Genomic DNA, 25,412 nt, shown 5'->3' with positions numbered 1-25,412 from the left:
TTGCGATTCGGCCTTTTCGTTTCTGTAGCTTGTTCAGTTTAGAAAGTGATTATCCCAATTACTTAAAAACTCTACACGGCTAAGCCGATAGGGCAGCTCACGCCGGTTCCAGCTAGTCCGCAGTAACCGTTCGGGTTTTTGTGAAGATATTGCTGGTGATATTCTTCAGCAAAGTAGTAGGTATCGAGTGGTTCAATCTCGGTGGTGATCATGCCGTGGCCTGCGCCGAGTAGTTCTTTTTGAAACGCTGCTTTGCTGGCTTCCACGATTGCCATATCTTTATCATTGGTTGTATAGATAACAGAGCGATATTGGCTGCCTATGTCGTTGCCTTGGCGCATGCCTTGGGTTGGGTCATGGTTTTCCCAGAAAACCTTAAGCACGCCTTCTAGCGAGATAATAGAGGTATCAAAAATTACCTGTACGACTTCACTGTGGCCTGTTTGCCCTGAGCAAACTTCTTCATAGGTTGGGTTGGGCGTAAAGCCGCCAGCATAGCCAACAGACGTGACGATAACACCGGGAGTATTCCACAGCTTGCGCTCGGCGCCCCAAAAGCATCCCATTCCAAGAATGATTTCGGCTTCGTTAGGGTTTTTAGTGCGGATAAACGGTTCTTTGTTGACTGCGTGTATGCCTGAGATTTTTAGAGGTGTACTTCTGCCTGGAAGGGCATCGGCTTCATTTGGAATCGCTGATTTTTTCAAAATGGCTTCAATATTACTGGGCATGTTTGTCTCCTAACCTGTTGGTCGAAAATATCGGATGGCTACCTTTTACCTTGCTGTAGCGGAGGATACAAGTAATTAAGGTTCTCTTAGATCTAATAAAAGGTTGATGTGCTTATAAAGACAGATAATGAGGGAGAAATGTTTTATTTCAACTATTCGTAGATATATTCCCAAGTAGGCTTGACTCCTACGTCAATCTACCTATAATACGCACCTCGTTGGCAAGGGTTGAGCGAAATGGCTTAACCAACAAGCATTACAGAGTGTTTGTTGCTAACGATGATTTGTCGCGGGATGGAGCAGTCTGGTAGCTCGTCGGGCTCATAACCCGAAGGTCGTTGGTTCGAATCCGGCTCCCGCAACCATTTTAATAAAATCGTTGGTTCACTTTTTAATTAAGAAAAGGGCTCCCACAAAACTTTATGTAATGGTCGTTGGTTCACTTTTTAAATAAGAAAAGGGCTCCAACAAAACTAATCAAACGAAATTGTTAGTGATTCTTGAAAGAATTAATTTGTCGCGGGATGGAGCAGTCTGGTAGCTCGTCGGGCTCATAACCCGAAGGTCGTTGGTTCGAATCCGGCTCCCGCAACCATATTAAAAAAGGTCGTTGGTTCACTTTTTAATTAAGAAAAGTGGCTCCCGCAACCATATTTCAAGTAAGTCATTAAAAAGTAAGCTATGTATTATAGTTTAACTTGTCGCGGGATGGAGCAGTCTGGTAGCTCGTCGGGCTCATAACCCGAAGGTCGTTGGTTCGAATCCAGCTCCCGCAACCATATTCAAGTAAGTCATTAAAAAGTAAGCTATGTATATAGTTTAACTTGTCGCGGGATGGAGCAGTCTGGTAGCTCGTCGGGCTCATAACCCGAAGGTCGTAGGTTCGAATCCTGCTCCCGCAACCACTTTTAAGCTCAAGCAAGTACCCCCGCAATCATTTTCAAACAACATTTCAAAATTGGAAAATTCACTTTTAAGCTAAAGAAAGTGTTCCCATAATCGATTCGATAAAGTTCAAAAAAATCCTTCCGAAATTATCCTTAAAAAGTTTATAGTTTCCTTCGACTTAGTTGTCGTTCTCTCCCTAGATTTGTCATTGTGTTTTTTGTTTATCTTAATCTGTGCCTATCATTTTTCTTTTTTCTTGTCCTATTAGAGACACTGTCTTGTTGATATTTTCTCTGCATATTTCGGGTTTAGGGGAGAATGACAAAAATGTATCGATACGATGAATACGATAGAGCCTTGGTTAACGAGCGGGTAGAAGAGTTTCGCGATCAAGTAGCGCGTCGGATGAATGACGAATTAACGGAAGACGAGTTTTTACCGTTGCGTTTGCAAAACGGGCTGTATTTGCAAAAACACGCTTATATGATGCGGGTCGCTATTCCATATGGTGCGTTATCCAGTGATCAAATGCGTGGTTTGGCGGTCATTGCCAATGAATTTGATCGTGGTTATGGGCATTTTACCACTCGTCAAAATATTCAGTTCAACTGGATTGAGTTAGCTGACACGCCAGATATTTTGGCGCATTTGGCGTCCATTGATATGCATGCTATTCAGACATCGGGTAATTGTGTACGCAATGTCACTACCGAAGCTTATGCGGGCGTTGCTCCCGATGAAGAATATGACCCGCGTATTTTTGCCGAGATTATTCGTCAATGGGCGACGGTAAACCCTGAGTTTTTGTTCTTGCCTCGTAAATTCAAAATTGCAGTTAGCTCCAGCAAAGAAGACCGAGCGGCGGTGCGTATGCACGATATTGGTTTGTATTTGTATCGTGACGAAGAAGAAATATTGCGTTTTCAGGTTATGGTTGGCGGTGGATTAGGTCGTACGCCTTTCTTGAATAAAGCCGTGAAAGATGATCTACATTGGTCGGAAGTATTGTCATATATTGAAGCGGTTCTTCGCGTCTTTAACCGTTATGGGCGACGCGACAATAAATACAAAGCACGTATTAAAATTCTTGTGAATTCATTAGGTGTAGACGCTTTTCGTGAAGAAGTAGAAGCCGAATGGCTGCAAATCCGTGAGGGCTTTTCTACGCTTACCGATGATGAATTAAGCCGTGTAGCTTCTCAGTTCTTGGCGCCACTCTACAAAACCTTAGATGATACTGATCTTAAATACGGCAATCATATAGCAAGTAACGACGAGTTTGCTTCGTGGGTATCACGCAGCGTGAAACCTCATAAAGTCAGCGGTTATGCGTCGGTGGCGATTTCTACCAAGTTCCCAACCAACACGCCGGGAGACTTAAATGCTGAGCAAATGCAGCGTATAGCCGATCTTGCTGATCTTTATGGATTTGGCGTGATTCGCATTGCTCACGAACAAAATATAGTGCTTCCGGATATCCCGAAAAAGTATCTTTTTAGTGTCTGGTCAAGTTTATGTGAAGTGGGTTTGGCTTTACCTAATGTGGGTTTAGTGAGCGATATGATTGTTTGTCCTGGGGCGAGTTATTGCAATTTGGCGACGGCACATTCTTTTCCTGTTGCTAAAAAAGTGGCTGAGGTTTACAGCATTGAAGAGCAGCTAGAAGTCGGTGATATCAGTATTAACTTATCTGGTTGTATTAATGCTTGTGCTCATCATCATATTGGCAATATCGGTATTCTAGGGCTGAATAAATCAGGCGAAGATTATTACCAAATTACCATTGGCGGAGCTCAAGGCAAAGACAGTCAAATCGGCAAAGTGATTGGCCCTGCGGTGAGTGAAGATGCGCTGCCAAGAGTGGTTAAAAACATTACCAATGCGTATCTAGCGAATCGAGATGACAGCGAAACGTTTCATGAAACCTTTTTACGCATAGGTTTGGAACCATTCAAGTTGGCTGCTTATGAGTCGGTAGGAGTTTAGTATGAAGAATATTATCCATATTCAGTCTAATGATATGACGATCAGCAAAGCCGATGATTGGATTATTTTAGAAGAGGATTGTGACTCACTTGAGCCCCATCAAATCTTACCGATGAGGGCTTGGTTAGCGCGAGTTGAGCGAGGTGACAACGCGCCAACGGCTGTTTGGATTGATGTTGATGATGATCCAATGGAATTAAAAGGCGATATCGATAAGTTATCGTTTATCTGTGTTTTCTTTGCTGATTTCAAAGATGGACGTGGCTACTCGACGGCGTATTTACTGCGTAAGCGGTTAAATTATCAAGGTGATTTACGTGCCTTTGGTGATGTACTAAGAGATCAACTGAGCCTAATGCGCCAATGTGGTTTCGACAGTTTTGCTATTAAAGAAGGCAAAGATCCCCATGATGCGGCGAAAGGCATCAAAGGCTTGTCTGTCACTTATAGTGGCAGTGTATCGCAACCGAACCCGCTTTATAAACGGGTTCGTCGCTAGACTTAACGTGTTAAAAGCCTATTCAAGTAGTACGCTAAACAGCTTTTTGACAGCGGCTTGCCTTTGTTCGGTTAACGGGTGGATATAACTTAAACGTAAAAAGTTTTTATATTGACCCGATGCCGAGAAAAGTGAGCCGGGTGTCATGATCACGCCTTGCTCTAATACTTTGTTATAACTGCGTTGTGTATTGATGGATTCGTCTAATTCTACCCACATAGAAATGCCGCCTTGGGCGTGGGTATAGCGAATGTTGTCACTCCAATGGGCATCTAATAAAGTCATCAGCTCCCTTTGTTGTTGCTTTAGCGTATTGACCTGTTGAGCAAGGTAGCGACGGTAATGACCTTCTTCTAAAAATGTCGCCAGCCCTTGCTGAATGGATTCACTAGAGGACAGCTGAGTAACCAGTTTCAATTGAGTAATCTTGTCGTGCCATTTGCCTCCAAACACCCAACCAATTCTTAAGTCTCGCGATAAACTTTTCGAGAAAGAGCTGCACAGAATAACTTGTCCGTTAGGATCGAATTTTTTCAATGGTTCTGCAGTAAAAGGCGGAAAAGCCAAATCCCCATAAATATCGTCCTCTATGATGCAAAAATCTTTTTCGACCGCTAGATTGATGAGCGCTCGGCGGGCTTTTTCTGGCATAAATGCCCCGGTAGGCGTGGCGTAATTTGGGGACACAATGCAGGCTTTGATTGGCCACTCTGATATTTTTTCGGTCAAATCTTCAACGCTCAAACCCTCTTCAGGGTCAGCAGCGACCTCGATGATTTTCAGTTTGAGTTGTTCCATGATTTGCAACACGCCATAAAACGCGGGAGATTCCACGGCCACAGTATCGCCGGGTGAGCACGTCGCCATGAGAGAAATGAATAAGGCGTGTTGGCAACCACCGGTAATGCAAACTTGTGATGGATCTTGGTTCAAACCACGATAGCGATAGTGAGTCACAATGGCGTCTTTTAAACGCATATCGCCGCTTGAGTCGTTGTAGTAAAGGGCTTTTTGAGTGGGTCTGGAGCGAAGCGCTTTGTTTAAGTGTCGGTTTAAAGTGATGAGGTGATTCGCATCATTGGTAGCGCCAGCCGTTGGCAAAATATCAAAGGCGGCACTGCGCGTCATGATGTCTTTTAAGATGGCTGGAACGGTTACGTCTCTGGGAGCGGCGGGTGGATTAATGCGCTTTGGCGAGAGTCGGTCATTTGGTGTCGCTGCTTTTACAAAGTAACCTGATTTTGGTTTAGAAAAGATCAGTCCTTCTGCTTCGAGTCGATGCAAGGCATGTAACACCGTGGCTTTAGAAAAGCCCAAGCTCTGGCACATTTCTCGGACAGAAGGCAGCTTTCCGCTAGGTAAAAAGTGATTGGCTTTTATGTCTTTGCGTAACAAGTGTTCCAGTTCTAGGTATTTAAACTGACTCATGATCGCACCTTTAATAATGAATCTGTGCCTATTCTAAATTAATTTATTGTGCCTGTTCTGTATTTTTTTAAGCCTTACACTCAACAAAGTAATTATTTTTTGCTTTCTGACAGTGTAGAGGGTAGGCAGGGCACAATGATTGATTTAAATGCTATTGATTTGGCGCGAGTACAATTCGCGTTCACCGTCTCGTTCCATATTATTTTTCCCGCTATTACGATTGGTCTTGCCAGTTATTTGGCGGTATTAGAAGGCTTGTGGTTGTACACCAGAAAGCCGATTTACATGACCTTATGCCGATTTTGGATGAAAATATTCGCGGTTAACTTCGCCATGGGCGTTGTTTCCGGCATTGTCATGGCGTATCAATTTGGCACCAACTGGAGCCAGTTTTCTAACTTCGCAGGGGCGATTACCGGTCCACTACTGAGTTATGAAGTGATGACCGCTTTCTTCCTTGAAGCTGGCTTTTTGGGTGTTATGTTGTTTGGCTGGAAAAAAGTCGGCGAAAAGCTACATTTTGCTTCCACTATTTTGGTTGCTATTGGAACCTTGATCTCGATGACTTGGATTTTGGCGTCTAACAGTTGGATGCAAACTCCTCAAGGTTACGACATCGTTGATGGTCGCGTTGTACCTGTCGATTGGTTCGAGATCATTTTTAACCCTTCTTTTCCTTATCGTTTAGTGCACATGGGCTTGGCTGCTTTCTTGGCAACCGCATTGTTGGTCGGTGCTTCCGGCGCCTGGCATTTGCTGAAAGGCTCTCATGTAACAGTCGCGAAAAAAATGTTGTCCATGGCAATGTGGATGCTGCTTATTTCGGCACCATTGCAAGTGATGGTCGGTGATCAACATGGCTTAAATACTTTAGAGCATCAGCCAATTAAAGTCGCAGCCATGGAAGGACATTGGCATCAAACCGAAAAAGGTGAAGGCGTTCCGTTGGTTTTGTTTGGTTGGCCGAATATGGAAAAGGAAAGAAATGATTTTGCGATTGAGATTCCGAATCTTGCCAGTTTGATTTTGACTCACTCTTTGGATGGGGATATTCCACCGCTGACTTCTGTCGCACCGGAAGATCGTCCTTATGTACCAGTGGTCTTCTTTAGTTTTCGCATTATGGTGGCGCTTGGCATCTTGATGATTGTGCTGGCCGTTACGGCATTGATGCTGCGTAAAAAAGGCAAAATCTACGAGAAAAAATGGTTTCTGCGCTTCTGTGTTGCCATGGGGCCATCCGGTCTAATTGCCATGCTTACAGGCTGGTTTGTCACAGAAACAGGCCGTCAGCCTTGGGTGGTTTATGGTTTGCAACGTACAGTGGATGCCGGCTCGCCCAATAGCGTTACTGCCATGAGTTTGTCGTTGCTGATTTTTGTGTTGGTGTATCTCTGTGTTTTTGGTGTAGGCGTGCGTTACATGTTGGCGCTGATTACCAAAGGCCCAGCAGACGATTATTCACTTGAAGACGATGAGCATTTGAATAAACGCCCAGCCCGTCCGCTATCCGCCGCTGATGGCGTAGAAATTTAGGAGACAGTGTCATGCATTTTGATTTACCGACTATTTGGGCCTTTGTCATCGGCTTTGGCTTGATGATGTATGTGTTCTTAGATGGCTTTGATTTAGGGATTGGCTTGCTGTTTCCTTTTATTAAAGACAAACATGAACGAGATATTATGGTGAACTCGGTTGCGCCCGTTTGGGATGGCAACGAAACTTGGCTTGTATTGGGTGGCGCAGGCTTATTGGCCGCGTTTCCTATGGCGTATTCGGTGATTTTGTCTGCCTTGTATGGGCCGATTTTACTAATGCTATTTGGTTTGATTTTACGCGGTGTTGCCTTTGAGTTTCGTTTTAAAGCCACGGAGTCTCATCGCCCAATGTGGGACAAGTTATTCTTTGTTGGTTCCTTAATGGCCACCTTTGCTCAGGGTGTGGCAATGGGCGCTGTAATCCTTGGTTTTCAAGTAGAAAATGGCGAGTTCGCTGGTGGTGGATTGGATTGGTTGAGCCCATTTAGCCTGTTCACCGGTTTTAGTTTGTTGTTTGCTTATGGATTGCTCGGTGTAACCTGGTTGGTCATTAAAACTGAGCACGGCTTGCAGAAAAAAATGCGCGCACTTATTAAGCCATTAACTCTGTTGCTCGCAGCTTGTATGTTTATTATCAGTATTTATACGCCAATGATTAACGAAAGCGTGCGTGACTTATGGTTTAACTTGTCGAACATTATGTATTTGGCACCTTTGCCGATTTTCACAGCTACATTTGCTCTTTTGCTGATGGGGGCGGCGCATTCCAAAGAAGAATATCGCGCTTTCATTTGCGCTTTATGTATGTTGTTTCTGGGTTATTTGGGTTTATGTGTCAGCCTTTGGCCAAACATTATTCCACCGAGTATTACGATTTATCAGGCCGCAGCACCAACATCTAGCCTTAAATTTACCTTAGTTGGCGTGGTGTTTATTGTGCCTGTCATCTTGATTTATACCTTTTGGTCTTATCGAGTGTTTCGTGGGAAAGTGGTAGATACCGACGGTTATCACTAGAAAGTAGATAACAAAAGGGCTGGTGTTTAAAGCGAGCCAGCCTTTTCTGAAGTTAGTTTGGAGGAAAATACGATGAAAAAAAGTCTTCATCAATTTAAATGGTTACTAATTTTTTGGGCGCTTGGCGTTGGCTCACTTTTAGTGGTCGCGACGATTATACGCTTTGGTATGACTTTGGCTGGAATGGAATCTAAATAACGTTCTGTTTCAAATAAATGCCTTTAGATCTTAAAAAGGGGGCGCTCTACGCGCTCCCTTTTTAATACATGACTCTGGCTAGGTGCGCAGGCTGGTTGAGTAGTTCAGATAAAATAGTCATTTGTTCTTGGCAATGTTGTCTTGAAGATGGACCACCAAAGCAAATTCTTAATGCTTGTGGCGGATTGTTGTCCGTGGCAAATGCCGCGCTAGAAACCGCATTAACCCCTAATGAACGAAGCTTTGTAGCCAAATCTGATGGATTCCAACCTAGGTGTTTAGGCAGTTTTATCCAAAAATGAAAGGCGTTTTCTTCCATCGACACACTGTGTATTTTTAACGTTTCTTTGATCATTACTTGCCGCGCATTGGCTTCTCTTTTAATCGCTTGGATCATGTGATCTAACGTCCCTTCGTTTATCCAGCGACAGACAATGGTATGCATAATCGGATTTTCCATCACATTCAAGGAGCGTAATGCGCCGGCTGTGTATTCGGCTTTACGATGCGTTGGGCACAATATAAAACCGGTGCGCATTCCGGGGCCAAAGCACTTAGATAAGCCATTGATGTAATAAGTTAATTCTGGTGCAAGCGTCGCAAAGGTGGGAGCCGAATCATGGCTGATTAAACCATAGGCATCGTCTTCGATTATTGGAATACTAAAGAGCAATGCGACGTCTGCTAACGCTTCTCGACGACTTTTTGAAATACTGGCTGAGGTTGGATTTTGCATGGTTGGGTTGATGTACAGCGCGGCGACATCGTGGGTTTTGCAAGCGTCTTCGAAGGCATTCACCAATGGGCCGTCACTGTCTCTTTCCAGGGAAAATAGGGTTTTGCCAAGTTGAGCGGCAATGGTTTTAATGCCCGGATAAGTAAGGCTATCGACACAGATAATTTGCTGATTACTGCATAACTGAGTGACCAAAGCGACCAAGCCACTGTGGATGCCGGGGCAAGAAACCACTCTATCTAAGGTGGCATTCATCACGCGTCGTTTTATTAATCCTAAAAAGCATTGTTTGGTTTCTGGGCTACCGCCAAAATCTTGGTAGCGAATACTGCTTAATAAGTCTGCCGAGGCAATGCTACTTAACGCACCGTCTTTTAGCTCTTCTAATAGCGTTGGAATCGATGGTTCGATCACCAAATTCATGGTCATTTCATAGGGCGCTAGACTCGGTTTTACCGCGGGTACTTTGCCTTTAATAAAACTGCCCGCGCCTGTGGTGGTGTCGATGAGTCCACGCTTTTTCGCTTCGCTATAGGCACGAGAAGCGGTTGAGTAATTAATCCCTAAGGCTTCCGCAAGATCACGCATCGGCGGCAGCTTATCTTGCGGTTGCAGTTTCCCTGACTCGATGTTTTCGTTTATCAGTTCGGCAATACGTTTGTAGGCAGGATATTTGCCTTTGTTATCGAGTTCTTTTTTCCAAGTGGCCAGAAGTGATGTCGACATAGTTGGCTCTTTCAGTTAGATAAATTGATTGTATTTTATTATGCAATCAATTTTATAAATGTCGCAAGTAGTTACTACTTTCTTTGTTAAGACAAAATGCTTTCAAGCACAGTTTTGATCGAAGCCACAACTGTTTGAATGAGCGGACTTTGGTCGTCTTTTGCTCGCCAAGCCGCTTCAACGGGGTAACTTTCTAGCTCAAGAGGACATGGCAGAACTGTAAGATCGTCTAGTTGTGCTAGGGCGTTTGCAGCGTGGGCTGGAATAGTTGCGATACGATTTTCTTGTTGCAAAAAAAAGGGTAAAGCAGCGAAATGTGTGGTTGAAGCAATGATATGACGCTTCAAATGATTTCTTGCTAGGGCATTATCGACAATGCCTACATAACCCGCGGACGACACCAAAACATGATCAAAGCTAATGAATTCTTCTAAGGTCAGTAATGGAAGTTTTTGGGTGTAACGACGGTTAATAATGCAACTGTAATGGCTTTTTCCCAATAATTGGCGGCGAATAAAGCGGCTATTTCCTGTGCCAGAAGTGATGGCAACATCAATAACGTTGTCTTGTAATAAGTCCGGCACAATGACGCTATAGGCTTGGCGAAAAATAGGACGTAAATGCGGCGCATCTAAGGCTAATTTTTCAATCAATTTACCGGCTAGCGCAATTTCAAAATCATCGGATAAGCCGATTACTATGGTACGGTTTTGATAGTTGGTGGTGTTGTGATTAACCAATTGTAGGGTTTCACGAATTTTATCGAGAGCATCAAAAATCAGTGGTTTTAGCTGATGTGCTGTGGTCGTTGGAGCTAATCCCTTGCCTTCTCTTACAAACAAACGATCGTTATAAAGTGTTCTCAGTCGACGCAAAGAGGCACTCACCGTTGATTGAGTGAGGCCAAGAGTCTGCGCTGCCCGACTGGCGCTGCCTTCTATGTACAGGGCTTCAAATACTTTTAACAAATTCATGTCAGTCGATGAAATATTGATGTCATTCATAATGCTTAGTCATGGATTGGGATGTTGGAGTTTATCAAAAGACTTTACTCTGAATAGAGGTTTTGTGACCAATACTTTCATCAAGAAAACATCGTTAACGAGGTAGTATTTATGTCAGCGTTTATCGTCTGTGCATTACAAATTGGCTCTCATCCTGAGGGCAAAGCTCGCACTTTAGAGCATATCTTATCTTTTGAAGAGCAAATCATTGCCTCTCAATCCAAGCTGGTGGTGATGCCGGAAGCCTTGCTGGGTGGTTATCCTAAAGGAGAAACCTTTGGTACTTACCTAGGTTATCGAATCGATGAAGGCCGCGAGACATTTGCCGCTTATTTCGATAACGCTGTGACGGTCCCAGGTGAGGAAACCGATGCTTTGGCTGAGTTATCAGTAAGAACCAAAGCGGCGATTGTTATTGGTGTGATTGAACGCAGTGGTAGCACGCTCTACTGTACGTCTTTGTACTTTACCCCAGAGAATGGCCTTGAAGCGAAACATCGTAAACTCATGCCCACCGGAACGGAGCGTCTTATTTGGGGGCTGGGTGATGGTTCGACCTTACCTGTGGTAGAAAGCCAAGCAGGGCGATTGGGCGGCGCTATCTGTTGGGAAAACCATATGCCGTTATTACGTGCCGCCATGTATGCCAAAGGCGTGGATATTTGGTGTGCGCCAACGGTGGATGAGCGGGATATTTGGCAAAGCACCATGCGTCATATTGGTCACGAAGGCCGCTGCTTTGTGGTGAGCGCGTGTCAGATTCAGCCTTCGCCAGAAGTACTTGGTATTGATATTCCTCATTGGGATAATCAACGCCGTTTGATCCGTGGAGGCAGTATTATTGTCGATCCTATGGGCAATGTGCTTGCTGGACCATTGCAAGATAGAGAAGGTTTACTTAGCGCGTCGATTGATCTTGCGGATATTCCTAAAGCTCGTTATGACTTGGATGTATGTGGTCATTATTCGCGTCCAGACATTTTTGAACTTACGGTGGACGAGCGCCCAAAGTCCGGCGTTGTGTTTCAGAAATAGTCTAATCAACAATGTTCATTGAGAGGTGGGTTCTGTGAATCTGCCTTTTTTTCTTTTCAGGTCTTTCTAATTCTCCTTTCCAAGTCTTTATGACTTCTTTTAAAAGCCATCTTTTTTGCAAAGGCCTCTATAAGTGCCTCTACGAGTGCTTCGCTTTTTTATGAATTGATTGTTGTTTATGGCTTTTTTTTGCACTCAATTGGTGATTGTCTAAACATAATGAAACTTTATAGTGCGAAGAAGAAGTTAGGCTAGATCTTGGTTAAAACCTGTTTTATCTATTTTTTAAAAAATTTCTCGTGAATTTTTTCAATCATGTTTTGCTTTATCGCATATTGATTGCTTTTTTTCATACGATCATTGGCACTCCGGTTGCAATACTCAAGTTGAAATTGAACACATCGGTTTCTTACACAACAACTTGATCGGAGATAAAACATGCCAGAAGTAACACACACACTGAACAAAGATGGTGATTTCCTAGTTGATTACGAAGAAAAAGTCTTTGAAGACGTGAAAGCAGAAGCCGGAGAAAAAGCCTTAGTGACTTTTCACACGGTTGCCTTTGAAGGTTCCATTGGCTTTGTGAACATGCTGCAAGCCACTCGTCTTCTTCGTAAAGGCTACGAAACCAGTATTCTACTTTACGGCCCTGGGGTGAATTTGGGGGTACAACGTGGTTTTCCTACTTTGGGTGATGAAGCGTTCCCAGGCCACATGAACTTCAACAATCAGTTGAAAAAATTCATGGCAGAAGGCGGGAAAGTTTACGCGTGTCGTTTTGCCCTACAAGCGCTTTATGGCCACGGCGAACGTTCTTTGATCGAAGGAATCAGACCGATTAATCCATTGGATGTATTGGATCTTAAACTTCTACATCGTCGTGATAATGCGTTGATCATTGATACCTGGACAATGTAATAGGAGCCGCGGCGATGAGTGATTACCCAATCGTTCGCGCCGCGGCCGTCCAGATCTCTCCTGATTTGGAGAGTTTGGCCGGTACGCTGCGCGAAGTACTGAATATGATTGATGAAGCGGCTGAGAGCGGTGTAGAGCTCATCGTTTTTCCTGAAACCTTCATGCCTTATTACCCTTATTTTTCGTTTGTGCTGCCACCTGTTAGTCAAGGCCCTGAGCATCTTCGTTTGTACCAAGAAGCCGTTGTTGTGCCGAGTGCCACGACAGAAGCTATTGGTCACAAAGCCAAAGAGCGTCAAATGGTCGTCGTGGTCGGCGTGAATGAGCGCGATAACGGCAGCTTATACAACACCCAATTGGTGTTCGATAAAACCGGCGAGCTGATTCTGAAGCGTCGCAAAATCACACCGACTTATCATGAGCGCATGATTTGGGGGCAAGGTGATGCCTCGGGTCTAAAAGTGGTTGATTCTGCAGTAGGGTGAATTGGCGCGTTGGCGTGTTGGGAGCATTACAACCCATTGGCTCGTTATTCATTAATGGCGCAACACGAGCAAATTCATTGCGCGCAATTTCCTGGGTCGTTAGTGGGGCCGATCTTTGGCGAGCAAATGGACGTCACTATTCGTCATCATGCTTTAGAGTCGGGTTGTTTCGTGATTAATTCCACCGGCTGGCTCACCGAGGCTCAAATTCAAAGCATCACGCCCGATCCAGCCATGCAAAAAGCCCTAAGAAATGGCTGCAATACCGCGATCATTTCGCCAGAGGGCAAACACCTTGTTCCATCGATGACTGAAGGCGAAGGTTTTATCTACGCGGATTTGGATTTCCGTTTGATCGATAAGCGCAAACGCATGATGGATTCCGTTGGACATTACGCACGCCCTGAGCTTTTGAGCTTACAAATGAATGCTCAAGTATCCCAATACGTTGCAGGCTTACCCGAGTCTGAGCCAGACACTTTTCGTACCTCAGTGTTACCTGAATCATTCAATGGAGGAGAGTCACATGACGACACAACTCAAAATGAAAGCATCTCAATTCCTAACTGAGTTACAAACCAAAGGCTTGCGTCTGACCTCGTTGGATCAGGAGCACGTGAGTCGCCGTGGTGGCGCGGGTCCATCCGATCATCAAGCGATCACAGTGGATGGCACCACGTTAATGGTGCCGATTTATACCCAAACCGCATGGGCATCGCCGTTTACGCTTTCGAATGAAGAGATGTCAGATGAAGGTATTCATAATACAGACGATACGGCACAAAATAAGCCAGTCTCTCAATTGTTATCGAACAGTATTCCACTGGCGGATGTGACTTTTGCTAAAGACCCTGAATTTTACAAATTAACCACCGCAGATGGCATTCCCTATTCACACATCGCCACCTTGCACAGCACCGATGTGCTTGCTACCACGGTATTACAAACCTGTATTCGTTACGAAAGCCGTCGTAAAGCGTGTCAGTTTTGCTCCATCGGGCAATCGCTACGAGCAGGGCGCACCATTGCTCATAAAACACCGGAACAATTAGCGGAAGTGGCAAAAGCCGCGGTGGAATTGGATGGCATTAAGCACATTGTCATGACCACAGGCACGCCCGCTGGCGCGGATCGCGGGGCGAAAGTCATGTGCGAAAGCGCCAAGGGCATCAAAGCGGTGGTGGATGTGCCGATTCAAGGTCAATGTGAGCCACCAAAAGACCCGATTTGGTATCAACGCATGAAAGACGCGGGCATTGACTCGTTAGGCATGCATTTAGAAGTGATTACCCCTGAGCTACGCAACACTATTACACCGGGCAAATCGGAAGTGTCTTTGGATGAGTATTTTCAAGCCTTTGAAGACGCCGTAGCGGTGTTTGGGCGAGGCCAAGTGAGCACTTATATTCTGGCAGGCCTTGGTGACACAGAAGAAACCATTATCGACACCTGTCGCAAGCTGGTTGCCATGGGCGTTTATCCCTTCGTGGTGCCTTTTGTGCCGATTTCTGGTACCCCGTTAGAAGATCGTCCTGCGCCAACGGCGTCTTTTATGGAGGCGGTATTGCGTCCTTTGGCGCAAGAATTGGTGAATCTCCATATGACTTCCGACAAAGTGAAAGCTGGTTGCGCACGCTGTGGTGCTTGCTCGTCTCTGTCTCGATTTGAAAAGGAAGCTGCCGATGTCACTGTCTAAACAAGGTCGTGTATTTCAAGTGAAATGGGCGACGAATGCATGGGAAATTGAGCAAGCCAATCGCATTCGCCGTGAAGTGTTCTGCGAAGAGCAAGGCTTGTTCCAAGAACATGATAGAGACGACATTGATCTGATCGCGCAGCCATTAATTGTCACCACGTCCATCTTAGGGATGCCAGAAGAAGTGGTCGGCACAGTGCGAATTCACCAACCAGAACCCGGTTTATGGTGGGGCTCTCGTTTGGCGGTGAAAAAGACCTTTCGTCGCCAAGGCGTATTGGGCGCGAGTTTGATTCGCCTCGCCGTGTCCAGCGCCAATACCTTAGGTTGTCATACCTTTTTAGCCACGGTGCAAGAGCAGAACGAAGTGCTGTTTAAGCGGCTGCATTGGGCAACGACAGGGTATCAAGATATTCATGGCATGAAGCACGCCAAAATGCAGGCCGATCTTGAGCATTATCCACCATTGAGCCAGCCATCTTTAGGCTTTTGGGTTTCTGGTCGTCCGGTGAAAGACACAGAAATCAGCCCATATTTGTTGGGTTTGGAACCCAATCTGATCAAATCCGATTTCGCGCATGGTGTTGGGGAGGTGTCCTATGCTTCAACAACTCATTGAGACCGTTCGCCATTACCCCGGAGTGGCATCAAAAGTGGCGTTAGCGCCGGTTATATCTTCATTTGAAAAACGTAATCAGTCGGGTTTTTCAAATGGCGATGATACTGCGGTGCTGAAAAACGCCAACGGCTATGACTTGTTTGCGATAGAAGGTTTTCTGCCCGATTTTGTCGCACAGGATCCTTGGTTTGCAGGTTGGTGTGGCGTCATGGTCAACCTCAGTGATATTGCCGCCATGGGCGGTCGAGCAAAAGCCGTGGTAAATGCTTTGTGGAGTGCACAGGACGACGTCAGTGCGCAAATTTTTGCCGGTATGAAAGCGGCTTCTTCGACTTATGGCGTGCCTGTTGTCGGTGGTCATACCAGCCATAACAGCAAGACCACACAGTTAGCTGTTTCAATTTTGGGTCATGCCAATGAAGTGTTAACCAGTTTCGATGCCAATACTGGCGACGCCATTGTGGTTGCCATGGATCAGCGAGGCGCGTTTCGTCTGCCGTATCTTAATTGGAATGCCACGACGAACGCCCCCGCTGAACGGTTGCGAGGCGACCTAGAGTTGCTGCCGTTATTGGCTGAAAAAGGCTGGCTGACAGGCTGTAAAGACATCAGCCAAGCAGGGCTGTTGGGCACCTTAGCCATGTTTATGGATTGCTCGCAAAAAGGTGCGGATGTGTTTTTGCAGCAGATCCCAAAACCCGATCAAGTGAGTTGGTCAGATTGGCTGTGCGCTTTCCCAAGTTTTGGTTTTGTCATGACTTGTCCAGTCGACAAGGTGGATGATGTGGTGGCGCTTTTTCAAAGCCGAGACATTCATGCCGCCGCGATGGGACATGTGACAGAACGACCTTCCATTGAGGTGATAGACGAAGGTCAAAACGTCACCTTTTGGGACTTTGAACAAGCGGCCTTTTTAGGCTTTCGACAAGATAAGCAAGATTCGCGCGAAAAAGAGAGGATGTTATGCCTGTAGTGCAATTTGAAGTGGTTTGGCCTGATGGTAAAACCGAAGCCTGTTATTACCCATCCAGTGTCATTAAAGATCACTTTAGTGCGGGAAAAGAGTATCCCTTAAACGAATTTTTGGCGACCAGTGAAACGGCACTTAACGCGGCGAGCAATCGTGTTCGTGAGCGTTTCGGCTATGCCTGTTCTAGTGCCATGGATCAGCTCGGTGTCATCAAGACACGCTGCGCCAGTTATGAAACAACACCTAATGCATCTGTGAAAGTCACACGATTTATCGATTAGAGGAAACCATTATGCCTACTGCACAAAACAGCCAACCAACTCATTATTCCGTATTAATTGTCGGCGGTGGTCAAGCCGGTTTGTCCATGAGTGCTTGCTTGCAAGAGCAAGATATTGACCATCTGATTTTTGAAAAAAACACCATGATGCACAGCTGGAAAACCCAACGCTGGGATTCCTTCACCTTGGTGACACCTAATTGGCAATGTGAACTGCCAAACCATCCTTATGATGGAAATGATCCAAAAGGCTTTATGAAGCGAGAAGAGATCATTGGTTATCTGGATCGTTTCGCGGCCAAAGTTAAACCGCCAATTTTAGAAGGCGTGAGCGTTGAAAAAGTTAGCAAACTGGATAACGGTCAATTCCATGTAGTTACCACAAAAGGGGAATTTACGGGCGACCAAGTGGTGATTGCCTCTGGTGGCTACTTGAAGCCGATTATTCCTCGTATGGCTGAGCGCATTCCAGAAAGCGTACTTCAGATTCACTCTAATCAATATAAAAACTCACAGCAATTGCCTGATGGTGCAGTGCTGGTGGTGGGGTCGGGTCAATCCGGTGCGCAAATCGCCGAAGATCTGCATATTGATGGTAAAAAAGTCTTTCTGGCGACTGGCAATGCACCGCGTGTTGCTCGCCTATATCGCGGTAAAGATGTGGTGGAATGGCTGGATGACATGGGCTATTACCAAAAGTCTGTGGATGAACATCCATTGCGTGAAGGGGTTCGTGATAACACCAACCACTATGTGACAGGGCGCGACGGCGGTCGAGAAATTGATCTGCGTAAATTTGCCTTGGAAGGCATGGAGCTGTTTGGTTTGATGGAAAATTACCAAGATGGCCAATTTATTTTCAAACCCAACTTAGCCGCGAATTTAGACGCCGCTGACGATACTTACAAAAACATCAATGCGCGCATCGATGCTTATATCGAAAAAAATGGTATTGATGCCCCCGTTGAACCGCCTTATCAGCCAGTGTGGGAGCCAAAAGAAGAACGTGAAAACTTGGATTTAGCCGCGTCTGGCATTACCAGCATCATTTGGTGTATTGGTTTTACGCCTGACTTTTCGTGGCTGGATTTACCTGTTTTCAACGGTATGGGCGCGCCGGTTCACCGTCGTGGTGTGGCGAATGAAAAAGGCGTGTATTTTATTGGTTTGCCTTGGTTGTACACTTGGGGATCCGGTCGATTCTCTGGCGTGGCGGCTGATGCGGCGTATCTTAGCAATGTGATTCGTCAGGCTGTAGAAGAAAAAGAATCGACTGAATCTTTGTCTGAGGCGTCTTAATATGGCAGAAAAATCAATGGATTACGTTTCTGTCTCGCAAGACTATTTTATTGGAATGCCACAGTTAGCCTTGGGCGGTTTGAGTGAAAACTGGCTACTCAAGGAATGCGGTCATCAACATTGGCTTGCGTTAGCAAAACGCCTTGATTTACCTACTCCAAACTTTGTCGATCAACAAGGTCGACATATGTACGCCGCGTTTCTTGTGGTGAAAATCAGTTACGCGGCATTGCACCAAGTGACTGAAAACAGCCGATTATGGATAGAGACGCAGCTGACGCGTGTCTCACCATCTCGTTCATATAGCTGTCATGATCTTTATCTCGAAGAAGGCGATATGGATAGCGTTGGGATGGCTAGGCAGCCTATCGCTCAAGTGGCATTGTTATCCAGCTTTGTCAGCCGATCCGAACTTGGTAATAACCAAAGTGTTGCTCGTGGTGAAATGGCGAAGGGTGATTGGTTCGCTTGCGAGGCGGCAAGCCAAATGATGGCACAACACAAAGTAGGGCGAACCTTGTCCGATGTGGCACTGTCTGTCAGTGAGCGGCCTTTTTTGTATCAGCCTTGTCCTTATGCGGATTTTAATGGGGCGGATTTCTTATATTTCGCGCAATTTCAAGCCGTGATAGATCGCGCTGAACGCTTTTTTCAATCAGATTTACAAGCGCTCAATCACACTTCTGAGCGAAACAGTATGGCCTTGTGGCAAACCGTTGAACGTACTATTTGCTACTATGGCAATATCAATCTAGACGATGGATTAGAAGCTGACCTGTACGTCATGCCATCTGCTGATCAAGACTCATCATTGCTGAGCCATTGCGGGCGCCTTTATCGTCAATCGGATCACGCTCTTATTGCCAATGTCATCACTCGAAAACGCTATCTGGATCATTCACTTGTCCGATTTCAAGAGAAGCAAGCTGGTTTAAAAAATTCAACAGATGTAGGGGGCGAATCATGAAAGCGCCTTCTTTAGCCAAGATCGAAGGCGTGTATTCGATGGTGCCAGAAACGGCTGACTCTTGGCGTGATGCCCATGGAACGGCGCCTTTTGTGCGTGGCCCATATGAAAAAATGTATCAGCAAAAGCCTTGGACGATTCGTCAATACGCTGGTTTTGAAGGAGCACTGGAAACCAATGCGTTTTTTAAGCGCGCCTTGTCGCAAGGGCAAACGGGTTTATCGGTGGCGTTTGATTTGCCCACGCATTTAGGCTTTGACTCAGACCATGATCTGGCGGCCGCCGATGTGGGGCGAACGGGCGTTGCCATTGATTCTGTTGAAGATATGGCGGTGTTGTTTGATGGCATTGATCTTGGCAATGTCAGTGTGTCCATGACGATGAATGGCGCTGTATTGCCCATTATGGCGTGTTTTATTGTGGCTGCCGAAGAGCAGGGCGTCGCGCCTGATAAGCTGAGCGGCACGATTCAAAACGATATTCTCAAAGAGTACATTGCCCGCAATACCTATATTCATTCACCAGCGTTTTCCATGGGTGTGGTGTCCGATGTGGTGGCCTATTGTTCTGCACACATGCCACGCTTTAATAGTATGTCGATTTCGGGTTATCACTTCCAAGAAGCGGGAGCATCCCCAGAACTTGAGCTTGCCCTAACCATGGCCAATGCACGAGCGTATTTAACTCATTTTCAACAGCAAGGCATCGACCTAGAATTCGTCGCTAAACGCTTAAGTTTTTTCTTTGGTCTTGGCATGAGTTTCTATAAAGAAGTGGCAAAGCTAAGAGCCGCGCGTTTTTTATGGAGTGAATTATTAGACGAATTTGGCATTCGTTCCGAGAGTGCCAAGCGCCTGAAAATGCATTGCCAAACCTCGGGTGTGTCACTGACGGAGGGTTCACCCCTTAATAACATTGTGCGTACGACAATCGAAGCCATGGCGGGGGGGTTCGGTGGTACGCAATCTCTGCATACCAACTCTTATGATGAAGCGATTTCTTTGCCTTCGGATCAGGCCAGCAAAGTAGCGTTGGAAACACAGCTTATTCTACAACATGAAACCGGCATCGGCGACGTGGTGGATCCGTGGGGCGGCTCTTACATGATGGAAAGCGCGACCCAAACTATGATCGAGTATGTGCAAACCATGCAAAGCAATATAGAGGCCGAGGGAGGAGTGTTAGCGCTGGTAGCCTCGGGTCAATTAACGGCTTTTATTCATCAGCAAGCGTTACAAACTGCCATGGATGAAGAAGCACTAAACAAAAAAATCGTGGGTAAAAACTGCTATCAAAGTGTGTCATCGAGCCCTCAAAATGAGCGCGTAATCGCCTCGGATAAAACGCTGTTGCAACAATCAAAAAAGCTCGCCCAGTTAAAATTAAAACGAGACGATGCCGCTGTTAAGCGTGCTTTACAGGCGTTGCGAGTGGCGGCAAGGAATCAGCAAAACCTTATGCCTTTTACCATTGAGGCGATCCGAGCCAGAGCCACGGTTGGGGAATGCATCAAGGCGCTGACGGATGAACACTCGCGTTATCTGAAACCGGAACACATAGAATCGGCGCCATTTAATGCCCATCTTGAGGCGGATACAGTGAAGCGTTATCAAGCATTGTCTAGCCAGTTAGGTCGGCCACTGCGCTTATTGGTCGCTAAGGTAGGCTTGGACGGCCACGACCGAGGTGCGAAAGTGATTGTTTCTTTACTTCGAGACCTTGGTATCGAAGTGGATTACTTACCGATTTTTTCTAGCCTTGACGACATTATCCAGCAAGATGGGATGTATCAATACGATGGCATTGGCTTATCGATTTTATCGGGAGCGCATATTCCTTTTGTTACACAACTTACTCAAAAAATCCGTACTGATTGCCCTATTTTCATAGGTGGCGTGATTCCTGCGTCAGACAAACATACGTTAGAACAGATGGGGATCGATGCTGTTTTTACCGCAAAAAATAGTCTTAATGATATCGCTTTGAGCTTGTATGGCATTCTGCTTGCATCGTCAAAGGACAACAATAGTCTGTTTGAACGCCACCGAATTATGAAAGGATGTTAGAGATGAAAATAACGACTTTATTTAGTCAATTCATTGGTCAGCAAGCTCTTGGGCATAAAGTGATTGAAAATTTATCGTCTCCCGCTTTTATTAATTGCTTGGGTTCAGGCCGAAACAAAGGCTTGGCTTTTGTGAACAGCGCCATGTTGAAGGCGCTGGGCTATAAATCCCTGTCTCAGTTAAAAGGGAAGCACCTTAATACGATTTTAAATGAGGTTCAGCCAGGTGGCAGAACCCGTGATGAGATGATGGATGAAGGTAAAGTCCAGCTAAAAAAGTATCAATATTGGCGTGGTGGTTTAACCTATAAAAAAGCCGATGGGGGCAACTTTACCACCTCTGCTATTGTGACCTTGAGTGTGGTCGGAAAGACGGCATACACGATTTCAATTTTGGAAAATAAAGAGCTGTTAGAAGGCTTTACCAATCAATTTAAAGACGATGTAGAAAGTGTTGCTAATGATATTAATGATTCGGCAGTAAGCCTTAATACGTCGTCTGGGCATTTGGTAACAGCGATTCAAACGACACTAAAAGAAGCACAACGAACCTCGGAAATAACCGACGCTTCTGCGCAAAATATGCAAACGCTTTCGACCTCTGTGGGAGAGTTATGGGAAGGGTCAAAAGTGATCTCCGAAAAGATTTCTCAAGCAACGGATGCTTCTTTAAGTGGTGTTGAAGAGGCGCAGCGTTCGGATGCTCTGATTCAGAAAATGTCGTCTGCGGCGGTGAATATTGGCGAAGTCATCGGGTTAATAAAATCCATCGCGGATCAAACCAATCTCTTGGCCTTGAACGCAGCGATTGAAGCGGCCCGAGCAGGCGAAGCTGGGCGAGGCTTTGCGGTGGTCGCATCGGAGGTGAAAAACCTTGCTTCGCAAACCTCCCAAGCCACTGACAGTATTTCGGATCAAATTGAATTGGTGCGAACCACCATAGAACAAACCATTAAAGGATTAGAAAGCACGTCAGTGATTATTAATCAGATTAATAATATCTCCCAAGAAGTAGCCGACAGTGTTCAGCTTCAACGAACGTCAACCCATGACATTCGGGAAAGGCTTAACGCCTTGGTTCATCAAGCAGAGGATGCTCAACAGTCATCTAGTGAAATTTATCATCAAGCGCAAAGCGTCAACGATGAAGCGTTACAGATGAGCCAATCGGTAGAATCACTAAATGGCCAAGCGAAGATGTTAAGGGAAAAGTCTACTTTCTTTATTAATCAGTTATTGCAGCGCTCTTAAAAGCTATTAAAAACTTTTAAGTTGTTTTCCCATGGCTTGGTAGATATGGATTTTTGCTGAGCCAGCTTTGATTTCATCTAATGAGAGATGGCTAGCTACCGCCAACCAACGCTTTGCAGGATGTTTATCTAATGCAATGGCGTTTAACCTAGTGGGTTCCAACCCAAGGTCTAGCAAAGCTTGCGGCGATTCTTCGCTACAAAGTAAGTATTCATCGTCATTCACGGCTTGTGCTCGTTTGGGCATATCGTAAATATTGCGGTGCCAATCTGTGATGTGTTCTTGCCATTTAGCAAAGTTACCGCCGCCAGCTTGTTTGTAATGTTGACTGGTTAGTACGTCTGCTTCGTCTATGCTGTGTATGGCGAGATAACGCGGGCAGTCTTTGGTTAATGCAATGAAGCGTTGAGAGGTGAAGAAACCGTTGACAGAAATAAGTGCGGGCAGTTTGTCGTTACTATAAAACTTATTCCATTCTGCTTCTTTAGCTGGATCATTGAATGAGCATTCCACTGTGTAGATCATTGTTGTGGCCTTTGATGGAAAAGAAAAAGTACTGTCAAACGGAATTCTAGCGCTGAGTTAAGTTCCTCGTCACGATAAAATTTATGCTTATCTTGAATGTATTTTATACGGTAAAAAGGGCGAATTATCTGGAATGAGTTCGCCCTTTGGAAAAATACGATGGTATTTCGCTAGATACCTAGTTTGTGGCGCCTTGTTCTCGCATCTTGGCGATGTCTTGTTCGGAGTAGCCAAGCTCTTTGAGTAGTTCTGCGCTTTGCGCTCCGACTGGCTGAGGGGCTTTGTTCACTTGTGCTGGGCTGCTGGATAAATTAAACGCAGACACTGGCACCTTTAAGCCATTTACTTGGCTGTCTGGATCATTCAGTGTTTGTATTGCATTACGAGCGGCGATTTGCGGATCGGCCATGACTTCTTCCATACGGCGAATACGAGCAGCAGGAATACGTCTTTCATTTAGAAATGCTTCCCAGTAATCGGCCGTTTGCGTTTTGATAATACTGGCTAACACGGCGGCTTCTTCGGCATGGCCGTCTAAGCGCTGGTTATTGTTGGTTTTGATCATGTCTTCACGTTCGAGCGCGGTCCATAAGGCTTTTTGTTGAGCCAAGTTCGATGCTGCAATCATCATAGGAACGTCCGATGCTTCATAACAACCAATAGTAGCGAAAGGATAGACGTTGCCCTTTGCCTCAGGGTGTTTGCCATTCCACATATAGCTGGTTATGTGAGAACTGTAGAGAACCATGGCGACATCCAGCATGGATACGTCGATAAATTGGCCTTTGCCACCCTCTCTTTCTCTTTGAAAAAGAGCAGTTGAAATAGCAAAAGCGGCGGTGGTGCCAGTGGCATAGTCTACGACTGGTGCGCCGCTTTTTAGTGGTCTGCCGTCGCCATGGCCTGTCATTGCCATCATGCCGGAAAAACCTTGAATGATATTGTCATAAGCGGTTAGCTCACGGCGTGGCCCTGTGGATCCAAACGCTGAAATAGAGCAGTAAATGAGTTTTGGATTTAGTTTAGACATTTCTTCATAGCCTAAACCAAGGGCTTCAAAGGCACCTGGACGATAGTTTTCAACAAAGACATCGGCGGTACTAATAAGGCGCTTCATGGCTTCTTTTCCGGCTTCGGTTTTTAGGTCCAGAGCAAGCGTTTTTTTATTGGACGCTTGTGACATAAATGCCGTCCCCATGCCGATATCGTTTAATGCTCTGTCTGAGCCTTGTAGGCGAGCTTGGTCTGGATCATCAGGCGATTCTACTTTAATGACTTCAGCGCCAAGAACAGCAAGCTGATAGCTGGCAAACGGACCAGCAAGAACATGGGTTGTGTCTATTACGCGGATTTTATCAAATGCTTTTGGCATGGGGATGTTGACCTCTTAGTAATCAGGTCTCAGATAAGCCTGATGTTGTTATTGTCCAAAGACATCCTTGTCTGTGTTTTCGGTGTTTAAGGATGGTGAGCGATCCAGCTAACCTGTAGCATTTATTTTAAGACACCAGCTTCTTCTAGCTGAACTTTCGCAACCTTTGAGATATTTTTTACAAAGGCGGTGTAAGCTTCGGGTCCCATTAATGAATCTTCTACGCCAGCCGCGCGAGCGTATTGTTGGTAGTAATCTGATTGCATGGCTTTATGGAAGGCATCGGCGATTTTTTGCTGTGTTTCCATCGGAATGTTAGCGGGACCAAAGACGCCTCGAACCTGCAACCAACTATTATCAACGTCATATCCTTGTTCGGTAATGGTCGCTACGTCAGGTAAGCTGGATAAACGTTTTTCGCCAAGCACGCCTAAGCCTTTGATTCGGTCGGCATCAAAAAATGATTTTAGGGCGCCCAAGTTTGAAATACCGACATCTACATGTCCTCCCAATAACGCAGAGATAATATCTGGTGTGGCATTGAAACCGACCCATTTAAGATCGACACCAGCTGATTTTGCCAACATAGACATGCCAATATTTTGCATGGACCCAATTGGGCCAAAACCACCTATGCTGATGCTGCCATTATTGCTGCGTGCTTTAGTAATCAAATCATCAATGTTCTTGATGTCAGAATTTTCTTTAACAAAGAAAATGATAGCGTCTTCCTGAGTGGAAGCGATCCATGAAAAATCATCTAAAGCAAAGGTGCCTTTTAGATTGGTTAGCATGCCAGTGAAGTGAGTAAGAGTGTTGATACCCAGAGTCAGGCCATCTGGATCTGCTGGACGAATTCGTCCCATTTGGCTGGCACCACCGCCGCCCGGGGAGTTGATGACAATAATTTCTTGCCCAATTTGTGGTTCTAGGCTTTTCGCCAGAGTGCGAATAAACACATCAGCAGAACCGCCTGCTTTGGTGTGCATAATCATTTTTACAGGACCCGTGGGCCAATCACTTTCTGCGTAAGCTGAGCTTGTCGCAACGGTAGCGGAGAGCGCAATAGTCGCAATACTTAGAAATTTACCGGTATTTTTAAATATCTTATGAACCATCATTCGATGATCTCCCTTATTGTTTATTTTTGTTGGAAGAGAAGGGTGTGTTCCCCAT

22 protein-coding genes, 4 tRNA genes and 1 pseudogene are annotated in these 25,412 nt (G+C 45.5%); 20 read left to right on the top strand and 7 right to left on the bottom strand.

Features of this window, described 5'->3' with window-relative positions; translation table 11 throughout:
• Positions 1 to 71: 71 nt before the first annotated feature.
• Positions 72 to 731: a peptide-methionine (S)-S-oxide reductase MsrA gene (gene msrA / locus ACO05V_RS15895; RefSeq protein WP_421853583.1), complete on the bottom strand. Its 660-nt coding sequence runs from the start codon at positions 729 to 731 to the stop codon at positions 72 to 74.
• Between the two features lie 288 nt (positions 732 to 1,019).
• Between msrA and ACO05V_RS15890 the strand changes: the two genes are divergently transcribed.
• The 6 genes from ACO05V_RS15890 (at position 1,020) to ACO05V_RS15865 (ending at position 4,104) form a co-directional block, all read left to right on the top strand.
• Positions 1,020 to 1,096: transfer RNA gene (locus ACO05V_RS15890), tRNA-Met, on the top strand.
• 153 nt (positions 1,097 to 1,249) lie between these two features.
• Positions 1,250 to 1,326, top strand: a tRNA-Met gene (locus ACO05V_RS15885).
• A 107-nt stretch (positions 1,327 to 1,433) separates the two neighbouring features.
• Positions 1,434 to 1,510 (top strand) — tRNA-Met (locus ACO05V_RS15880).
• Between the two features lie 49 nt (positions 1,511 to 1,559).
• Positions 1,560 to 1,636: transfer RNA gene (locus tag ACO05V_RS15875), tRNA-Met, on the top strand.
• A gap of 310 nt (positions 1,637 to 1,946) precedes the next feature.
• The gene (locus ACO05V_RS15870) at positions 1,947 to 3,605 is read left to right on the top strand and encodes a nitrite/sulfite reductase (protein ID WP_421856993.1); all 1,659 of its coding nucleotides are present in this window, start codon (positions 1,947 to 1,949) and stop codon (positions 3,603 to 3,605) included.
• Position 3,606: 1 nt separating this feature from the next.
• Positions 3,607 to 4,104, top strand: coding sequence for a DUF934 domain-containing protein (locus tag ACO05V_RS15865; protein ID WP_421853580.1), 498 nt, complete (start codon positions 3,607 to 3,609; stop codon positions 4,102 to 4,104).
• A gap of 18 nt (positions 4,105 to 4,122) precedes the next feature.
• Here the strand turns inward: ACO05V_RS15865 and ACO05V_RS15860 are convergent, their stop codons facing one another.
• Complete coding sequence (locus ACO05V_RS15860) at positions 4,123 to 5,532, bottom strand: PLP-dependent aminotransferase family protein (RefSeq protein ID WP_421853577.1); 1,410 nt, start codon at positions 5,530 to 5,532, stop codon at positions 4,123 to 4,125.
• Between the two features lie 135 nt (positions 5,533 to 5,667).
• Here ACO05V_RS15860 and ACO05V_RS15855 point away from each other — a divergent pair, with 135 nt between their 5' ends.
• The 3 genes from ACO05V_RS15855 to ACO05V_RS15845 all read left to right on the top strand — a co-directional run bounded on the left by ACO05V_RS15855 (position 5,668) and on the right by ACO05V_RS15845 (position 8,285).
• Entirely contained in the window at positions 5,668 to 7,068 is a 1,401-nt protein-coding gene (locus tag ACO05V_RS15855; RefSeq protein WP_421853575.1) for a cytochrome ubiquinol oxidase subunit I, read from the top strand.
• A gap of 11 nt (positions 7,069 to 7,079) precedes the next feature.
• Positions 7,080 to 8,087, top strand: a complete 1,008-nt coding sequence (gene cydB, locus ACO05V_RS15850; protein ID WP_421853571.1) for a cytochrome d ubiquinol oxidase subunit II — start codon at positions 7,080 to 7,082, stop codon at positions 8,085 to 8,087.
• Positions 8,088 to 8,159: 72 nt separating this feature from the next.
• Complete coding sequence (locus ACO05V_RS15845; protein ID WP_083766349.1) at positions 8,160 to 8,285, top strand: DUF2474 family protein; 126 nt, start codon at positions 8,160 to 8,162, stop codon at positions 8,283 to 8,285.
• A 61-nt stretch (positions 8,286 to 8,346) separates the two neighbouring features.
• On the opposite strand, the gene ACO05V_RS15840 is transcribed toward ACO05V_RS15845, so the two are convergent.
• Together ACO05V_RS15840 and ACO05V_RS15835 are read right to left on the bottom strand one after the other, a co-directional pair.
• Positions 8,347 to 9,747, bottom strand: a complete 1,401-nt coding sequence (locus ACO05V_RS15840; protein WP_421853568.1) for a PLP-dependent aminotransferase family protein — start codon at positions 9,745 to 9,747, stop codon at positions 8,347 to 8,349.
• 86 nt (positions 9,748 to 9,833) lie between these two features.
• Positions 9,834 to 10,751, bottom strand: a complete 918-nt coding sequence (locus ACO05V_RS15835) for a LysR substrate-binding domain-containing protein (RefSeq protein WP_421853566.1) — start codon at positions 10,749 to 10,751, stop codon at positions 9,834 to 9,836.
• 111 nt (positions 10,752 to 10,862) lie between these two features.
• Here ACO05V_RS15835 and ACO05V_RS15830 point away from each other — a divergent pair, with 111 nt between their 5' ends.
• The 11 genes and pseudogenes from ACO05V_RS15830 (at position 10,863) to ACO05V_RS15780 (ending at position 22,339) form a co-directional block, all read left to right on the top strand.
• Positions 10,863 to 11,786, top strand: a complete 924-nt coding sequence (locus ACO05V_RS15830; RefSeq protein WP_421853563.1) for a carbon-nitrogen hydrolase family protein — start codon at positions 10,863 to 10,865, stop codon at positions 11,784 to 11,786.
• Positions 11,787 to 12,224: 438 nt separating this feature from the next.
• Positions 12,225 to 12,707, top strand: coding sequence for an MSMEG_0572/Sll0783 family nitrogen starvation response protein (locus ACO05V_RS15825; RefSeq protein ID WP_100188205.1), 483 nt, complete (start codon positions 12,225 to 12,227; stop codon positions 12,705 to 12,707).
• Positions 12,708 to 12,721: 14 nt separating this feature from the next.
• A pseudogene (locus ACO05V_RS15820) lies at positions 12,722 to 13,762 on the top strand (Nit6803 family nitrilase).
• Positions 13,719 to 14,888, top strand: a complete 1,170-nt coding sequence (locus ACO05V_RS15815) for an MSMEG_0568 family radical SAM protein (RefSeq protein WP_421853559.1) — start codon at positions 13,719 to 13,721, stop codon at positions 14,886 to 14,888. Before ACO05V_RS15820 ends, ACO05V_RS15815 begins: the two are co-directional and overlap by 44 nt.
• Positions 14,875 to 15,507 (top strand): MSMEG_0567/Sll0786 family nitrogen starvation N-acetyltransferase, encoded by a 633-nt coding sequence (locus tag ACO05V_RS15810; RefSeq protein WP_421853556.1) that lies wholly within the window; start codon positions 14,875 to 14,877, stop codon positions 15,505 to 15,507. Before ACO05V_RS15815 ends, ACO05V_RS15810 begins: the two co-directional genes overlap by 14 nt.
• Complete coding sequence (locus tag ACO05V_RS15805; protein ID WP_421853553.1) at positions 15,488 to 16,480, top strand: sll0787 family AIR synthase-like protein; 993 nt, start codon at positions 15,488 to 15,490, stop codon at positions 16,478 to 16,480. Before ACO05V_RS15810 ends, ACO05V_RS15805 begins: the two co-directional genes overlap by 20 nt.
• On the top strand, positions 16,471 to 16,758 hold the full coding sequence (locus tag ACO05V_RS15800; protein ID WP_421853550.1) for an MSMEG_0570 family nitrogen starvation response protein: 288 nt from the start codon (positions 16,471 to 16,473) through the stop codon (positions 16,756 to 16,758). The genes ACO05V_RS15805 and ACO05V_RS15800 overlap by 10 nt, the downstream gene beginning before the upstream one ends.
• 11 nt (positions 16,759 to 16,769) lie before the next feature.
• A complete protein-coding gene (locus ACO05V_RS15795) occupies positions 16,770 to 18,056 on the top strand; it encodes an MSMEG_0569 family flavin-dependent oxidoreductase (RefSeq protein ID WP_421853546.1) in 1,287 nt (428 codons plus the stop codon).
• Position 18,057: 1 nt separating this feature from the next.
• Positions 18,058 to 19,023 (top strand): Pnap_2097 family protein, encoded by a 966-nt coding sequence (locus ACO05V_RS15790; protein ID WP_421853543.1) that lies wholly within the window; start codon positions 18,058 to 18,060, stop codon positions 19,021 to 19,023.
• Positions 19,020 to 21,089, top strand: coding sequence for a methylmalonyl-CoA mutase family protein (locus ACO05V_RS15785; RefSeq protein ID WP_421853540.1), 2,070 nt, complete (start codon positions 19,020 to 19,022; stop codon positions 21,087 to 21,089). The genes ACO05V_RS15790 and ACO05V_RS15785 overlap by 4 nt, the downstream gene beginning before the upstream one ends.
• A gap of 2 nt (positions 21,090 to 21,091) precedes the next feature.
• A complete protein-coding gene (locus tag ACO05V_RS15780; RefSeq protein WP_421853537.1) occupies positions 21,092 to 22,339 on the top strand; it encodes a methyl-accepting chemotaxis protein in 1,248 nt (415 codons plus the stop codon).
• A 6-nt stretch (positions 22,340 to 22,345) separates the two neighbouring features.
• Here the strand turns inward: ACO05V_RS15780 and ACO05V_RS15775 are convergent, their stop codons facing one another.
• The 3 genes from ACO05V_RS15775 to ACO05V_RS15765 all read right to left on the bottom strand — a co-directional run bounded on the left by ACO05V_RS15775 (position 22,346) and on the right by ACO05V_RS15765 (position 25,357).
• Positions 22,346 to 22,864 carry a hypothetical protein gene (locus tag ACO05V_RS15775; protein WP_421853534.1) on the bottom strand — a complete coding sequence of 173 codons (519 nt, stop codon included), beginning with the start codon at positions 22,862 to 22,864 and terminating at the stop codon, positions 22,346 to 22,348.
• 178 nt (positions 22,865 to 23,042) lie between these two features.
• Complete coding sequence (locus ACO05V_RS15770; RefSeq protein WP_421853532.1) at positions 23,043 to 24,236, bottom strand: CaiB/BaiF CoA transferase family protein; 1,194 nt, start codon at positions 24,234 to 24,236, stop codon at positions 23,043 to 23,045.
• 122 nt (positions 24,237 to 24,358) lie between these two features.
• Positions 24,359 to 25,357, bottom strand: coding sequence for a Bug family tripartite tricarboxylate transporter substrate binding protein (locus ACO05V_RS15765; protein ID WP_421853529.1), 999 nt, complete (start codon positions 25,355 to 25,357; stop codon positions 24,359 to 24,361).
• Positions 25,358 to 25,412 lie beyond the last annotated feature (55 nt).

It is taken from the genome of Marinomonas sp., from assembly GCF_965225885.1.
Taxonomy (GTDB): Bacteria; Pseudomonadota; Gammaproteobacteria; order Pseudomonadales; family Marinomonadaceae; genus Marinomonas.
This window is presented reverse-complemented; position numbering and strand designations above follow the sequence as displayed.